The 15,099-nt window shown below is 55.2% G+C and carries 12 protein-coding genes and 1 tRNA gene; 11 read left to right on the forward strand and 2 right to left on the reverse strand.

Annotated elements, in window-relative coordinates:
* Nucleotides 1-114: 114 nt before the first annotated feature.
* Nucleotides 115-1,785 carry an ABC transporter substrate-binding protein gene (locus tag AC2FH6_RS01195; protein ID WP_496690672.1) on the reverse strand — a complete coding sequence of 557 codons (1,671 nt, stop codon included), beginning with the start codon at nt 1,783-1,785 and terminating at the stop codon, nt 115-117.
* A 319-nt stretch (nt 1,786-2,104) separates the two neighbouring features.
* Nucleotides 2,105-2,998, reverse strand: a complete 894-nt coding sequence (miaA, locus tag AC2FH6_RS01200) for a tRNA (adenosine(37)-N6)-dimethylallyltransferase MiaA (protein WP_496700829.1) — start codon at nt 2,996-2,998, stop codon at nt 2,105-2,107.
* A gap of 95 nt (nt 2,999-3,093) precedes the next feature.
* Between miaA and pyrH the strand changes: the two genes are divergently transcribed.
* The 11 genes from pyrH to AC2FH6_RS01255 all read left to right on the forward strand — a co-directional run bounded on the left by pyrH (nt 3,094) and on the right by AC2FH6_RS01255 (nt 15,090).
* Nucleotides 3,094-3,846: a UMP kinase gene (pyrH, locus tag AC2FH6_RS01205; RefSeq protein ID WP_271946712.1), complete on the forward strand. Its 753-nt coding sequence runs from the start codon at nt 3,094-3,096 to the stop codon at nt 3,844-3,846.
* A gap of 251 nt (nt 3,847-4,097) precedes the next feature.
* Nucleotides 4,098-5,324 (forward strand): aminotransferase class V-fold PLP-dependent enzyme, encoded by a 1,227-nt coding sequence (locus AC2FH6_RS01210; RefSeq protein ID WP_496700831.1) that lies wholly within the window; start codon nt 4,098-4,100, stop codon nt 5,322-5,324.
* A 48-nt stretch (nt 5,325-5,372) separates the two neighbouring features.
* On the forward strand, nt 5,373-6,797 hold the full coding sequence (locus AC2FH6_RS01215; protein WP_496700832.1) for a cryptochrome/photolyase family protein: 1,425 nt from the start codon (nt 5,373-5,375) through the stop codon (nt 6,795-6,797).
* Nucleotides 6,798-6,866: 69 nt separating this feature from the next.
* Entirely contained in the window at nt 6,867-8,075 is a 1,209-nt protein-coding gene (locus tag AC2FH6_RS01220; protein WP_496687748.1) for a class I SAM-dependent methyltransferase, read from the forward strand.
* A gap of 16 nt (nt 8,076-8,091) precedes the next feature.
* Nucleotides 8,092-8,532, forward strand: coding sequence for a TrgA family protein (locus AC2FH6_RS01225; protein ID WP_142634225.1), 441 nt, complete (start codon nt 8,092-8,094; stop codon nt 8,530-8,532).
* 28 nt (nt 8,533-8,560) lie between these two features.
* Nucleotides 8,561-9,679, forward strand: coding sequence for an NUDIX domain-containing protein (locus tag AC2FH6_RS01230; RefSeq protein WP_496700834.1), 1,119 nt, complete (start codon nt 8,561-8,563; stop codon nt 9,677-9,679).
* A gap of 66 nt (nt 9,680-9,745) precedes the next feature.
* Entirely contained in the window at nt 9,746-10,780 is a 1,035-nt protein-coding gene (locus AC2FH6_RS01235; protein WP_496700836.1) for a cysteine synthase A, read from the forward strand.
* Nucleotides 10,780-13,206, forward strand: a complete 2,427-nt coding sequence (locus AC2FH6_RS01240; protein ID WP_496700838.1) for a DUF3772 domain-containing protein — start codon at nt 10,780-10,782, stop codon at nt 13,204-13,206. Before AC2FH6_RS01235 ends, AC2FH6_RS01240 begins: the two co-directional genes overlap by 1 nt.
* 88 nt (nt 13,207-13,294) lie before the next feature.
* Nucleotides 13,295-13,384: transfer RNA gene (locus AC2FH6_RS01245), tRNA-Ser, on the forward strand.
* A gap of 363 nt (nt 13,385-13,747) precedes the next feature.
* The gene (locus tag AC2FH6_RS01250) at nt 13,748-14,707 is read left to right on the forward strand and encodes a glycosyltransferase family 2 protein (protein WP_496700840.1); all 960 of its coding nucleotides are present in this window, start codon (nt 13,748-13,750) and stop codon (nt 14,705-14,707) included.
* Nucleotides 14,704-15,090 (forward strand): GtrA family protein, encoded by a 387-nt coding sequence (locus AC2FH6_RS01255; protein WP_496695215.1) that lies wholly within the window; start codon nt 14,704-14,706, stop codon nt 15,088-15,090. The genes AC2FH6_RS01250 and AC2FH6_RS01255 overlap by 4 nt, the downstream gene beginning before the upstream one ends.
* Nucleotides 15,091-15,099: the final 9 nt, after the last annotated feature.

Consider the following 15,099-nt stretch of genomic DNA (forward strand, 5'->3'; position numbering starts at 1 on the left):
AGCCCCTGTTGGTGGCCAGTGCAGGTGTCAAAAGCCCCACACTTCGCTGTTTTTTGGTCGCCACGATACGGACGAAAAAGCCGCGCCCAATCGGCGCGGCTTGTATATGTCGGCTTAGGAAAGAATGCCGAACTTATAGATTTGTGGCAGGTCGGCGATGTGCTTTTCAACCCCAACCATATTGTCCCGGTGGTGACGCATCGCCGTCCGCCAATAGGGTTGGATGGTCACGCCTTCTTCGATCATGATCGCCTGCAGCTTGGCCATGACTTCGCGACGTTTGTCGACATCCGCGATCGAGTTTGCCTCGGCCAGAAGCGCGTCGAACTCGTCATTGGCGAAACCAGCCTCGTTCCAGGCTACGCCCGATTTGTAGGCCAGCGCCAGAACCTGCGTGCCCAGCGGGCGGTGGTTCCAGTTGGTCGAGGAGAAGGCGTATTTCGTCCAGTCGTTCCAGAAGGTCGAACCCGGAAGAACCGTATGACGTGCCTTGATGCCGGCATCGTTCAACTGAGCGACCACGGCCGCGGTCGTGTTGCGGCGCCAGTCGTCGTCGATGGACTGAACCTCATGCTCGAAGTCACCCATTCCGGCCTCGTCCATCAGCGCTTTGGCCGCTGCGGGATCAAAGGGCAGGCGGGTCACAGCGGAATCATATTCCGGGTGCATCGGACCAACGTGGCAGTTGTCGGCAGGAATGCCGTATCCCGACATGCCCAGCTCCAGGCAGACGGCGTTGTCGACGGCCATGGCCAGGGCTTGCCGCACACGTTTGTCGGCGTAGATCTTGTTGCCGTCGGCATCTTCGGCCAGCTGGTTCGGGCGGATGACGATTGTAAAGCCCGATGGGATCTCGGAGCGTGTCAGACCGATGCTGTCAAAGATGTCTACGAATTCGCCGACCGACTCCCAGTTCATGTCGATCTCTTCGGCCTCATAAGCAGCCAGGAAGGCCGCAGGGTCGGTGCCGTAGTCGATGAATTCGATCCGATCGATATAGCCACCCTTGCCCGCAGCATATCCCCACCAGTCGTGCTCTTCATTGCGGACCAGTACACCCTTTACGCCCACTTCGTGGCTTTCAGGGATCATGAAGCCAGTGCCAATCGGGTTGGCCAGCATATTGTTGGGATCGTGGCTGCTGTGCACGATGGCTGCCGGATAGTCGGCCATACCAGGAATGATCGTGATATCGGGCGTGTTGCAGGTCAGCTTGACCGTGTGATCATCGACCACAGTGATTGCACCTTCACCCGCTTTCTGGGTTGCCTCGTCAACCAGGGATGACATGCGCGATGCCATCGAGTTCCCCTCGACTGCCGCGTCACACCACATTTCGATGTTGCGGGCGACATCCGCTGCGGTGAAGTCATCACCGTTGTTCCACTTGACGCCTTTGCGAACGTTCAGCGTGTGCTCAGTCGCGTCATCGTTGGATTCCCAGCTTTCCAGCAACATCGGCTTGAACGAACCGTCATTGTTGTATTCGACCAGATATTCCAGCCAGCCAGCCGTGAAGGTCGCAATTTGCGTCCAGTCATAAGTACGTGGATCTTTCAGGCCGCGCACTTCCATCTGATAGCGGATAGTTCCACCGCGCGGTGGCTCTTGTGCTTGTGCCGGAGACGCCAGGCCGATCATTCCATAGGCGGCGGGGACGGTAACCCCCAATGCCGTCACGCGCGCCAGAAACTCGCGGCGGCTTAGTTGCCCGTCGCGGTACTCTTGCGCGTGCATTTCCGCGGCACGATGGATCGGCGCTCCGGTAATGGTTTGGTGTTTCATTAATGTCTCTCCCTGTGACATCGATTTTGATGAAGTAGCTCTGAACCGCTCAGACCAGTTGGTGCCAGGCAGCAGGTTCGTGTGTTCTTTTTTGGATATGCAGCATCCCCATGGCGTCATTCGGCACCAGATTTCCCATGAGGTCAATGTCGGAAATCGTCATCAACTGCACAAAAGCGACATGTTGCGGCCGAAGTTTCCGTCATCGCGGATGCTTAATCTGTGCTCTAGGTAATTCGAATAGTGACCGCCAATCAGATTCGATCACTTGGAATCTGCGGTTGGTGTCCTGAAAATGGGTTTGTAACTACGTTAAGTATCACTTTGATAAATCAACGCGAATCCAGTTTTTCATGCGTGCGCGAAACCACGTGCGCTGACGTTTGGCAAATTGACGGGTCGAGATTGTGGCACGCTCGCGCGCGTCATCCAGTGTGATACGGCCTTCAAGATAGGCTATCAACTCGGGAACGCCGATGGCCTTGAAAGACGGCAGCAAGGCGTCATACCGGTTTCGCATCGCCTCAACTTCTTCCAAAGCACCACTTTCCAGCATCAGGTCAAACCGGCGCCTGATCCGATCCAATAGCCATTCTTTGTCGACATCAAACACAATGGGCACGGCGTCTTGCGGGTTCAGAACCGGAGGTGGGGTGTCGGCTTGCCAGTCCCGCAAGCTGCGCCCGGTGGCTTGCTGAACTTCCCACGCACGTTGAACGCGGGCGCGATTCCGGGTGTCAATCCCGGCCAGGGTTTTGGCATCGACCCCATCAATCAGTGTAGCTAGGTCCAGTTGATCCGCGGCAGCCCGAACTTTGGTCGGAGTCGCCGGGATATCGGCCATACCTTCGGTCAGGGCAGAAAAATACAAACCTGTACCGCCCACAATGATGGGGCGCTTTCCGCCGGACAGCAATGGCTTGACCTCGCGCAACCAGTGGCCAGTCGAATAGTTCTGATCATAAGGCACATGACCATAAAGCAGATGCGGCGCGTGGGCTTCTTCCTCGGCGGAGGGACGCGCCGAGATCACGCGCCAGCAATCATAAACCTGGCTTGCGTCTGCATTGACGATCACGCCGCCGAACGTTTCGGCGATCTTCAGCGCCAATGCTGATTTCCCCGATGCGGTAGGCCCGGCGATCAAGACGGGTTTGTCGTCAGGAATAGGGGGAAGGCTGTCCCAAAACTGCGTCATCTTGGCATTGGCCATTCAGGTTGCCTCATTCCTCATCATCCGCATTGAACCCGCGGAGCTTTTGCTTCATTTTGCGCCGGAATTAAACCCGTGCCAGCCCGGAGCGCAACATGACCCTTTCCCCCACAACCGACACTGTCGATACAACCAAGGCGAAATACAGCCGAGTGATGCTGAAGATTTCGGGCGAGGCGCTGATGGGAGATCAGGGTTTTGGCCTGCATCCGCCCACCGTTCAGCGCATCGCGCAAGAGGTAAAGTCAGTTCACGATCTAGGGGTCGAGATTTGTATGGTCATCGGTGGTGGCAACATCTTTCGCGGTCTCAGCGGTTCAGCTCAGGGGATGGAACGGACTACGGCGGATTACATGGGTATGCTGGCTACGGTCATGAATGCGCTTGGCATGCAATCGGCGCTTGAGGAGGTTGGCGTGTTTACTCGTGTGATCTCGGCCATTCGTATGGATGAGGTTTGCGAGCCTTACATCCGCCGCCGCGCTGTGCGGCATCTGGAAAAGAAACGGGTCTGCATCTTTGCTGCTGGAACAGGGAATCCGTATTTCACCACAGATACCGCAGCGACACTGCGCGCCAATGAGATGGCTTGCGAGGCGATCTTTATGGGTAAGAACGGCGTGGACGGTGTCTATGACAAAGACCCCAAAGAACATGCGGATGCGGTGCGTTATGACTCGGTCAGCTACGATGACGTGTTGGCAAAGCGGCTGAAAGTCATGGATGCATCGGCCATTGCGCTAGCGCGCGACAATAACCTGCCTCTGATCGTATTCGGATTGGATGAGCCGGGCGGTTTCCGCGGTATCCTAGCCGGTGAGGGAACCTACACAAAAGTTCAGGGCTAGACACCCGAACGGTACTCATTTTCAAGGCCGGGCATAATTGCCCGGCTTTTTCTTTGGTTCAGGGCACAGTGTTCTTGACGATGGCAAAAGCTGTGGGCAATTTGTCGGCGTACTTGCGCGGCAAAGGCGCAGGTTCTGCGGGCACCTGAACGTGTCGGCTGGGCTGGAAGACCTGCCATGATTTCTGAGGGTTCCGAAATCATGCTCGGGCACCTCTTGGATAGGCAAGCATGATCAAGGAGGCACGTGCCATGAGCACTCTGGATATCAATCTTGTTCGGTCGCAGTTCCCGGCTTTTTCCGAACCCAGCCTGCAGGGACAGGCATTTTTCGAAAATGCTGGTGGATCATATACTTGCAAGCCGGTGCTTGATCGTTTGACGCGCTATTACACCCAGCGCAAGGTACAGCCCTATGCCCCCTATGATGCCAGCCGTCTGGCCGGAGAGGAAATGGACGAGGCCCGCGCCCGAATGGCTGCGATCATGGGTGTGGATGCAGATGAACTGAGCTTTGGCCCGTCGACCACGCAGAACACCTATGTTCTGGCGCAGGCATTCCGACAGTGGATGCAGCCGGGTGATGCGATTGTCGTGACAAATCAAGATCATGAGGCCAATTCGGGGCCTTGGCGCCGTCTTGCTGATGAAGGCATAGAGGTTCGCGAATGGCAGATAGACCCCGAATCCGGGTCTCTGAACCCGCAGGATCTTGAGGACATTCTGGACGAAAAGGTGCGTCTGGTCTGTTTTCCGCATTGTTCGAACGTGGTCGGGGAAATCAATCCGGTTACCGAGATAACTGCGATTGCACATGCGGCAGGCGCGTTTGTCTGCGTCGACGGTGTCTCTTACGCGCCGCATGGATTTCCGAATGTCGGTGATCTGGGACCGGATATCTATCTGTTTTCGGCGTATAAAACCTATGGTCCTCATCAGGGATGCATGGTGATCCGCCGGGCATTGGGTGAGCTGTTGCCCAATCAGGGGCACTATTTCAACGGCGATGTTCTTTATCAACGCTTTACCCCTGCAGGGCCGGATCACGCACAGATCGCCGCCAGTGCGGGGATGGCGGATTACGTCGATCTTTTATGCGAACATCATGACGGACCCGGAACTGGTGCTGCAGCGCGGGGGGCGTTTGTCCACGACCTGATGCGCGGGCACGAAATCGCCCTGCTACAACCGGTTCTGGATGCGGTTAAAGATCGCAATGCAGTCCGTCTGATCGGAACCTCTGATGCCTCGCGGCGTGCGCCAACGGTCGCGCTGGCGCTGAACCGAAATGCTGAATCTGTTGCTGCCAGTCTTGCATCGCATGGGGTTATGGCCGGTGGCGGAGATTTCTATGCCGTGCGTCCTTTACAGGCCATGGGTGTGGATCTGGATCAAGGTGTTTTGCGAGTCAGCTTTACGCATTACACATCGAAACGGGAAATTGATCAGCTTTTGAATGCGTTGGACGCTGTTTTGTGATCCAGTTCTGGCACTGCTGCGTAGAAAGGTAAACAATACGGAGCAGTCATGGGACCCAAGAGCCCGCCGATAGTTATGTGGTTTCGACAGGATTTGCGACTGTCGGACCATCCTGCACTCAGCGCTGCTTCGGCAACGGGGCGGCCAATCATTCCGGTCTATATTTTCGACGATCTCGGGCAGGCCTTGGGTGCGGCTCCTAAATGGCGCCTCGGCAAGGGCCTCGAGGTGTTTGACCGTGCGTTGGCGCAGTTGGGAAGCCGTCTGATCTTGCGACGCGGGGATGCGTTGGAGGTTCTGCAAAACCTGATCAAGGAAACCGGATCCACAGAGGTCTATTGGTCTCGGGCTTACGATCCGGACACGATTGCCCGAGATACAAGGATCAAGACGGCTCTGACCAAACTGGGCGTACAGCCCAAATCGTTTTCCGGGCACCTGCTTTTTGAGCCCTGGACCGTCCAGACCAAGACCGGAACGCCTTTTCGCGTGTTTACACCAATGTGGCGATCGGTACAGAGACGCGAGGTTCCATTTCCACATGCGCGACCCGCCGCGCTGGCCCCGCCGAAGGAATGGCCGCATACAGATACTCTGGAGTCGTGGGGAATGGCCGCGGGAATGAATCGCGGTGCATCAGTTTGCGCCCGCTATGTACAGCCAGGGGAAGACGCAGCGTTCAAAACGCTCCATCGGTTCTTGGAACGGCTTTCGGGGTATCCCGAAGCCCGGGATCAACTGGCCGAGGATGGAACGTCGGGCATTTCCGAATATTTATCGCTGGGTGAGATTGGACCGCGTAGCGTCTGGCACGCCCTCCAGGGCGCAGAGATGTTCGGCATGTCCGGTACCCAAGCCTATTTGCGACAGTTGGTTTGGCGTGAATTTGCCTATCATTTGATGTTCCATACGCCTCATTTGTTAAGCAACAACTGGAAACCGGAATGGGATCAGTTCCCTTGGGGCCAGAACGTCTCTAGCCCCGAGATCATTGCTTGGAAGCAGGCAAGGACAGGCATTCCCGTGGTCGATGCTGGGTTGCGACAGATGTACGTCACAGGTCGCATGCACAATCGCGCACGGATGATTGTCGCCAGTTATTTGACCAAACATCTGATGGCGCACTGGAAAATCGGTATGGGCTGGTTTTCCGATTGCCTGACCGATTGGGATCCGGCCTCAAATGCGATGGGTTGGCAATGGGTTGCTGGGTCCGGCCCAGATGCGTCCCCGTTTTTCCGTATTTTTAACCCCGAGGCGCAGCAAAAAAAATATGATCCCTATTGCGACTATGTGCGGAAATGGGTGGCCGAAGGACAATCAAACCCGCCCTCAAGCGCACTTGATTATTTTGAAGCCATTCCCTGCAAGTGGGGTCTTGATCCGTCCGCGCCATACCCAAACCCTGTTGTGGGTTTGGCCGAAGGGCGCGCGCGCGCCTTGTCGGCCTACGAGGGCCGAAAAAGCCGGTAAAGAACTGAAAACTTGCCAGAAACACAAACTCGTTTTAGCCTTCTACAACAACCGCACAGGGGAGAGCGGATGGTTCTAACTACAATCGAAGGGCAGACAGACCTGCCAAGATATTTTGCACATGTTCTGAATATGCTGAACCAGATGGAGCAGGGGCAGCTTGATATTGCCTTGCCAGACGGTCGTGTATTTCGAACCGAAGGCAAACGCCCTGGGCCTGTCGCACGGGTCGATATTCACAATCCGGACGTATTTGCACGACTTATCCGGGAGGGTGAGCTGGGGTTTTCAGACGGATATCTGGAAGGCGATTGGAGCACACCAGATCTGCGTGCCTTCATGGATCTAGTGCATCTGGGTACCGAGACCGTGTACGACGATTTCACCGGGAAATTTCTGGTACAGGCCTATGAACGCCTGCGCTTTTGGTTGCATCGAAACAACCGTCGACAGGCTAAAAAGAATATCTCTTATCATTACGATTTAGGTAATGAATTCTATGGGTTATGGCTAGATGATACCATGACCTATTCCAGTGCCTTGTTCGAAACCGGACAGGAAAGCTTGGAAAAGGCACAAACCGCTAAATACGCCAGTCTGGTTGATGAAATGGGTGCCAAACCCGGTGACCATATTCTGGAAATTGGCTGCGGATGGGGTGGTTTCGCCGAATATGCAGCAAAAGAGCGTGGCCTGCGGGTCACAGGCTTGACGATCAGCAAGGAACAGTTGAGCTTTGCCCGTCAACGCATTGAAAAAGAAGGACTTACAGATTTAGTTGATCTGAAGCTGCAGGATTATCGTGACGAACGGGGCCAATATGACGGGATCGCCTCTATTGAGATGTTCGAGGCGGTTGGTCAGAAATATTGGCCGGTCTATTTCGACACTATCCGTGATCGCTTAAAACCTGGCGCACAGGCAACCTTGCAAATCATTACCGTCGGCGATCATCGCTGGGATGTGTATAAGAATGGTGTTGATTTCATTCAGAAATATATCTTTCCGGGGGGGATGCTTCCGGCTCCGACAATTCTGCAGGAGCAGGTGGAGAATGCGGGTCTGACCGTGGTGAAGTCAAAAGAATTCGGCAAAAGCTATGATCTGACACTGCGCCGCTGGTACGAGACGTTCAATGACAAATGGGACGAGATTTCGGGAATGGGGTTTGATGAGCGTTTTCGCCGCATGTGGAATTATTATTTGACCGCTTGCGGCGCGGCCTTTGACACCGGCAACTGTGATGTGACACAGATCACCATAGCGAAACCTACTTAGTAAACGGACCTTTAGAATGCCCAGCGCCTCACGTCTTGTCGCAGCCCTTTGTCTGGCGGTGGTGGCATTTCTGGTTTCCAGCATGATCATAGCAAATGGTGAAGAAGGCAAAAGCTATGGCTACTTCACTGTCGTCAACATGGCCCTTGGGGTCGCGTGTGGTTGGAAAATCATGGGTAAGCGAACCGGCAAAGGGTGGACCGCTGCCGTCAATAACGGATTGACAGGCATTGCCTCGCTGGTGTTTTGGGGTCTTTTCGTTCAGGGCACCTATGAGATGTTCCGCTTGGCCATGCGCCACCGCTATGACGGCCCGTTCGAGGCCCTTATGGCGATATTCAAGATTGGCGTTGGATATGGCGAACAGTTGTTAGCTCCGGAAATTCTGTGGACTTTGGCTATTGGCGCTCTTATCGCCGGTTTGGCGACGGAAGAAGCAAGCCGCCGCTGGCGCTAGCACCCAAATACCAACGCGAGATACCCTTGTGAACGATCTGTTTTTCTATGGCACGCTTCGGCATCTGCCACTGCTGCAACTGGTGCTTGGCCGTCCGCTGTCACGCCTGACTTTGTCAGAGGCCAAGCTGAAGGATCACGCGGTTTACAGCGTGCGCGACGAGGCATTTCCGATGATCCAGCCAGAACGTGGGGGCGTTGCGGATGGCCTTCTGGTTCAGGGCCTCGAACCCGAGGATTTCAGGCGACTGATTTTCTATGAAGGGGGGTTTGATTATGATCTGCAGCGGCAGCCCGTTGAATTGCCCGATGGCTCTGTTGTCGAAGTCAGCGTGTTCTTTCCCGAGCCTGACCTGTGGTCGCCCGGTGAGCTATGGTCCTTGCAGGACTGGGCAGACGCGTGGGCGGATCTGACCCTAACCGCCGCGCAAGAGGTCATGGGCTATTACGGCAAGGCCGATGCCCTCAAGATCGCGCGCAGTTTTCCGTCGATCCGAACCCGCGCCTGGGCCAAGCTGGCTGCACGCAAACGCGGAACCGGTGACGCGCGTGATCCGAAGAAGGATGTGATCGTACACGAGCATACCCATGCCTATATTGACTATTTCGGCATGCAGGAGGTTCAGCTTCAACACCGAAGGAATGACGGCACGATGGGGTCGGTGCTGAACCGCAATGGATTGATGCAGGGCAGTGCTGTGGTGGTTCTGCCATATGATCCGGGGCGTGATGCGGTGCTTTTGGTTGAACAATTTAGGACGCCGGTTTTCCTGATCGAAGACCCCGAGCCGTGGATGTGGGAACCCGTTGCAGGCATGATTGACCCCGGTGAAACGCCGCAACGGGCTGCGCGGCGTGAGGCGATGGAAGAAGCCCAGATCAACCTCAAGTCGCTTGAATTTGCCGGAGAGGCCTATTCGTCCAGCGGATCGTCCACCGAATACGTCTATCTTTACGTAGGGTTGGCCGATCTTGAGAAAACGATAGACGATGGCGGGTTGGCCTCAGAAGGTGAGGATATCCGCACCAAAATCATTCCCTATGCTCAGTTCATGGATCAAGTCGACGGGCATGGGTTCAAGGATTTGCCGCTATTGTCACTGGCGCATTGGCTAGCTCGGAACAGAGACAGGTTGCGTGGGGCGTGATCGCGGCTTGTGGTTGTTGCGTAGCATCTGTAAATCTTCGTTGATACGTAAAGAAATGAGGGCGCCATGCGCATTGCGAAAGACCTTGCCGACGCAGTAGGGAAAACTCCGTTGATCCGGCTGCGCCGTATCAGTGAGGAAACCGGGTGTGAAATTCTTGGCAAGGCCGAGTTCATGAATCCTGGTCAATCGGTCAAGGACCGTGCCGCTCTTTATATCATTCGCGATGCCATAGCACGGGGCGACCTGAAACCGGGGGGCACCATCGTTGAAGGCACCGCTGGAAACACCGGTATCGGTCTGGCGCTTGTCGGGGCGTCGATGGGCTTCAAGACCGTGATCGTGATCCCGGAGACCCAGTCCGAAGAAAAGAAAGACATGCTGCGTCTTGCGGGTGCACAGTTGGTTCAGGTCCCGGCGGCGCCGTATCGCAACCCGAACAACTTTGTACATTACTCTCGCCGTCTAGCTGAAGAACTGGCGCAGACGGAACCCAATGGCGCAATCTGGGCCAATCAGTTCGACAACGTCGCCAACCGTCAGAGCCATGTCGAGACCACCGGCCCCGAGATCTGGGAGCAAACCGGCGGTAAAGTCGACGGCTTTGTTAGTGCGGTTGGTTCAGGTGGCACGTTGGCCGGTGTGGCCGAGGCCCTGCAGCCCAAAGGCGTCAAGATCGCATTGGTCGATCCGATGGGGGCCGGGTTGTATTCCTATTACAAAACCGGTGAGATCGCGATGGAGGGAAGCTCGATCGCGGAAGGTATTGGCCAGGTGCGGATCACCAAGAACCTTGAGGGGTTCAAACCGGATTTCGCCTATCAGATGACGGATAACGAAGCGTTGCCCTATATCTTTGGCCTTCTGCGTGACGAAGGTCTGGTCATGGGCGGATCGACCGCTATCAACATGGCTGGCGCCGTGCGCCTGGCCAAGGATCTGGGTCCGGGCCATACCATTGTTACCATCCTGTGTGATTATGGCACGCGCTATCAATCCAAGCTGTTCAACCCGGAATTCCTGCGCGAAAAAGAATTGCCTGTTCCTGATTGGATGACCGAGGCGCCGCGTAGCATTCCGGGCGTTTTCGAGGACGTATGATGTTGCGGCAGGTCCGCCTGTTTCTGGCCCTTGTTTCACTTTTGTTTGCAGTTCTGTCTGGCCCTGCAACGGCCCAGCTTTCGGATCGGCAAAGTGACTACTATCAGGGTTGGGTAAAAACGGCGGATCGGGCCGAAGATGTGATCGAGGCCAATCGGGCCTCGAACGCTTCGCTGGAAAATCTGCGATCGGAAATTCATACCTATCGAGATGTTTTCAACAGCGCGCGTGGTGCAAATACCGAACGTATTCAGACCCTTGAAAGCCAGATCAAGGCTTTGGGTCCCGGACCGGAAGGTGATGCAACCGAACCGGAAGACATTGCTACGCTGCGTTCACATCTTGAAAACCAACTGAACGCGCTGCGGGTGCCGCATATCATTTCCGACGAGGCCTTCAGTCGCGCCAACGGACTGATCGCAGAAATTGACCAGATCCTGCGAAATAGGCAGAAAAAAGAGCTGTTGGAGCGCGGCCCATCGCCACTGAACCCCAGCTATTGGCGACCAGCCTGGGTTGACCTGACTGAAGCGGGCCGAAGCCTTTTCAACGAGGCTGTGCAGAACTACCAAACAGACGTGGTGCATGAGCAGCTTCGCAAACAGGGGCTTGGAATTCTTTTGCTGGTCTTCGTGGCCATTGTTTTGCTGGGCTATGGAAAACGTTGGTCCGAGGCTGCTGGGAACTATCTGCGTACCATAGGGGGGCAGGGAACTGGCGTATGGACATTCCTGACATCGCTGTTTCGGATAATTCTGCCATGGCTGGGTGTTTTGTTGCTGGTAAAAGCCGTCGTCTTGACGGGGATATTGGGATTGCGGGGAACCCTTCTGATACAAAACGTACCGTTCTGGGCGGCCATTGTTCTGTACTACGACTGGATTGGTCGTCAGGTCTATGTAATGCAGCAGGCGCAGGGTTTCAGAAAGCTCTCGCCAAAGCGGATCACCGAGCTTCGAATCTACCTGGATCTGCTTGCCGTTTTTCTCATTTTGCATGATCTTGGGAACCTTTTCGAACAGATCGAGAATACTTCGGATGCGACGCGCGCGGTTGTGGGCTTCCCAGTTATTCTTGCAACTGCTCTGGTACTGTTGCGTGCGCGGCAGATACGGCTTGCCGAGGTGCAGGCAGAACCTGATGGCAATGCCCGTGGAACCGGGGTCATCCAGCTGGTCGAATTCTTGCGCCGAGCATTGTTCCTGTTGGGAGTTGTCAGCCCAGTTCTGGCTGCCATCGGTTATAACAACGCGGCTGAGGCCATTGTTTTTCCAGCGGTAAAATCGTTGATCCTGATTGCCGCACTGATCATCCTTCAACGATTCCTGACTTCGGTTTATGGATTGATAACCCGCAAGGGTGAGGCAGCCCGGGACACATTGTTTTCGGTTCTGATTGGCTTTGCCATGGCCATTTTGGCCCTGCCGGTTCTGGCGCTGATCTGGGGCGCACGCGAGACCGATTTGTTAGAGGCATGGTCGCGGCTCCTTTTGGGGTTCGACATTGGGGGCGTGACCGTCTCGCCCAGTAATTTCTTTACTTTTCTGGTGGTTTTCCTGATCGGATACGGACTGACACGCGCCCTGCAGGGTGGGTTGCGGACCTCTTTGTTGCCAAAGACGAGCATTGATCCCGGTGGTCAAAACGCGATTGTTTCAGGGACGGGGTATGTCGGTATCTTTCTGGCAGCCTTGGTCGCTATCATGGTTGCGGGTTTCGATCTGTCATCTCTGGCCATCGTGGCCGGGGCGCTCTCTGTCGGGATCGGATTTGGTCTGCAAACCATTGTCTCGAACTTTGTGTCCGGCATTATCCTTTTGGTCGAACGTCCGATCTCAAAAGGCGATTGGATCGACGTAAACGGGATGATGGGTTATGTGCGCGACATCTCGGTACGCTCGACCCGGATTGAGACCTTCGATCGAACAGATGTCATTGTCCCGAACTCGGACCTGATCAGCGGTGTTGTCACCAACTATACCCGTGGAAACACGATCGGACGCGTCATTGTCCCGGTCGGGGTGGCCTATGGTACCGATACCCGCGTGGTTGAGGCAATCCTGGGCGAAATCGCCAACGCACATCCGATGGTATTGGCGAATCCGGCACCCAGCGTAGTGTTTCAGGGGTTCGGTGCGGATTCTCTGGACTTTGAAATCCGCGCCATTTTGCGGGATGTGAATTGGGTTCTTTCGGTGAAGTCCGACATGAACCATGAGATCAATCGCCGCTTTGTCGAAGAGGGGATCGAGATACCGTTTGCTCAGCGTGATGTCTGGCTGCGAAACCCCGAGGCCCTTCAATCGTCAGGTAACGCGCAAATGCCCCCATCTGAGCCTGTTTCAGAGACAAAAGCGCCCCCGGCCTCTTCGCCCGCCGAATTGACCGAGGCTGATCTTTCCGACGGTGATGGTGACGAACCCTGAGGCAAGTTCGGGCCTGAAACGAGCCAGAGAATTTTACACTAATCGGGCCTTGCAAATCCCCAGGCGATAGTCCAAATAACGCCCGCACGGAGAGGTGGCCGAGTGGTCGAAGGCGCACGCCTGGAAAGTGTGTAGGCGGGAGACCGTCTCCAGGGTTCGAATCCCTGTCTCTCCGCCACAACACCAGCTCTTGTCTTGGACGCTTAGGTGTTTCACATCTCAGACATTGTTTTCGAGCCCCCCAGCAAAAAAGGCTCGGTAAGCGATTCACATAACCCATGTTGAGCGAATTCATCCAATTTAGATGGCCCAGAATTACTGTTTCTTGCAGGCAAGGGAATTTCAGGATGCGAGGCAGTCAAACTGTTGGTTAGGGCCTATTCCTGTGTCGGTTGGGTAACTACAGGTGAAAACTCGGCGCCCGGCTTGTTCGCTGATGCGTGTGTTGAGATATCAATACATCTACAACGCCAAGTGAACGTTATTCCTTGGCTGGTCCGTTTTGCGATAGGTGCGCAGCAAAATTGCGCCCGGAGGTTAGATGTTACTGTCTGTCGTCATTCCATGCATGAACGAAGAGGAGTCGATCCCCTTACTGGTGGAGCGCCTGATCGCTGCGACTGAACAGTGGAACGCCGAATCCGAGATTATTCTGGTGGATGATGGGTCTAATGACGAAACATGGCGCGCAATCTGTGCCCAAAGCGAGTTTCACCCGCGTATTCGCGGTTTGAAGCTATCGGGTAACCGCGGTCACCAGATCGCTCTGACAGCGGGGCTGAATGCAGCCCTAGGGCAGCGGATTTTCATGTTGGATGCTGATCTGCAAGACCCGCCGGAGCTTTTGTCGGACATGATGGCGATGATGGATCAGGGCTATGATGTGGTTTACGGGCGTCGGAGTGAGCGAAAAGGCGAAAGTTGGTTTAAGAAAGTAACAGCTCATGGTTTCTACCGCATATTGAACCGGCTTTCGGACGTACCCATTCCAAATGACACGGGCGATTTCCGGCTTGTCAGCCGTCGGGCGCTGGATGCGGTTCTGAGTATGCCGGAACGCGCGCGGTTCGTTCGGGGCATGTTCGCTTGGGTTGGTTTCCGTCAAATCGGGATCGAATACATCCGCGACCCACGGATCGCGGGCGAGACCAAATACCCGATGTCCAAGATGATCCGCTTTGCGCTTGATGCACTGGCGAGTTTTTCGATCAAACCGCTGCAGATCGCCACACGAATGGCCTTTCTGACACTGATTATCGCCGCGCTGATGGCGGTCTACGTCTTTTGGTCCTTGATCCTTTACAACGCGGTTGCGGGTTGGGCGTCGACGGTTCTGGTGATCAGTTTCTTCTCGGGTATCCAGCTGTTGACGCTTGGAATCATGGGGGAATATCTCGGACGTCTGTATATCGAGGCCAAAAACCGACCACTCTATTTTGTAGATCAAGAGACCTCAGAGATTTCGGACACCATAGTAGAAGAGAAGACCGCGCAGAAATGAACGAACGGCGCCGCATAATCCGGTTTGCCATCGTGGGCTTAGGCGTGGCTGGTTACTATATGCTGGCTTATCTGGGCCTGTTGGGCGTGTTTCATTCGCCCTGGATCGCCAATGCATTGGCTTTTGGGTCCGCAATCCTGATCCAATATATTGGGCAAACAGTCTGGACCTTCGGGCAGGCGCTGGTGGTTCCTGCACAGTTTGGGCGGTTTCTTTGCATGGTCGGAATTGGGCTGCTGGTTTCAGCTGCGATTACCGGACTGGCCGGCCCTCGTTTTGGCCTGAGCGAAGTTGTCTCGGCCGCTGTCGTTGTAGTTGTTCTACCTGTGATCAACTTCGCGTTCCTACGGCTGTGGGTCTATAAACCGCAGAATTCAACCTAGAGATTGGCA

The sequence above is a fragment of the Ruegeria sp. CDSC045 genome, from assembly GCF_059610725.1.

Bases quoted from the DNA above. Each gene is read 5' to 3' on its own strand.
- AC2FH6_RS01240 (WP_496700838.1), top strand. From the start codon at position 10,780: ATGTTGCGGCAGGTCCGCCTGTTTCTGGCCCTTGTTTCACTTTTGTTT.
- AC2FH6_RS01210 (WP_496700831.1), top strand. From the start codon at position 4,098: ATGAGCACTCTGGATATCAATCTTGTTCGGTCGCAGTTCCCGGCTTTT.
- miaA (WP_496700829.1), bottom strand. From the start codon at position 2,998: ATGGCCAATGCCAAGATGACGCAGTTTTGGGACAGCCTTCCCCCTATT.
- AC2FH6_RS01220 (WP_496687748.1), top strand. From the start codon at position 6,867: ATGGTTCTAACTACAATCGAAGGGCAGACAGACCTGCCAAGATATTTT.
- AC2FH6_RS01195 (WP_496690672.1), bottom strand. From the start codon at position 1,785: ATGAAACACCAAACCATTACCGGAGCGCCGATCCATCGTGCCGCGGAA.
- AC2FH6_RS01255 (WP_496695215.1), top strand. From the start codon at position 14,704: ATGAACGAACGGCGCCGCATAATCCGGTTTGCCATCGTGGGCTTAGGC.
- pyrH (WP_271946712.1), top strand. From the start codon at position 3,094: ATGACCCTTTCCCCCACAACCGACACTGTCGATACAACCAAGGCGAAA.
- AC2FH6_RS01235 (WP_496700836.1), top strand. From the start codon at position 9,746: ATGCGCATTGCGAAAGACCTTGCCGACGCAGTAGGGAAAACTCCGTTG.
- AC2FH6_RS01215 (WP_496700832.1), top strand. From the start codon at position 5,373: ATGGGACCCAAGAGCCCGCCGATAGTTATGTGGTTTCGACAGGATTTG.
- AC2FH6_RS01250 (WP_496700840.1), top strand. From the start codon at position 13,748: ATGTTACTGTCTGTCGTCATTCCATGCATGAACGAAGAGGAGTCGATC.
- AC2FH6_RS01225 (WP_142634225.1), top strand. From the start codon at position 8,092: ATGCCCAGCGCCTCACGTCTTGTCGCAGCCCTTTGTCTGGCGGTGGTG.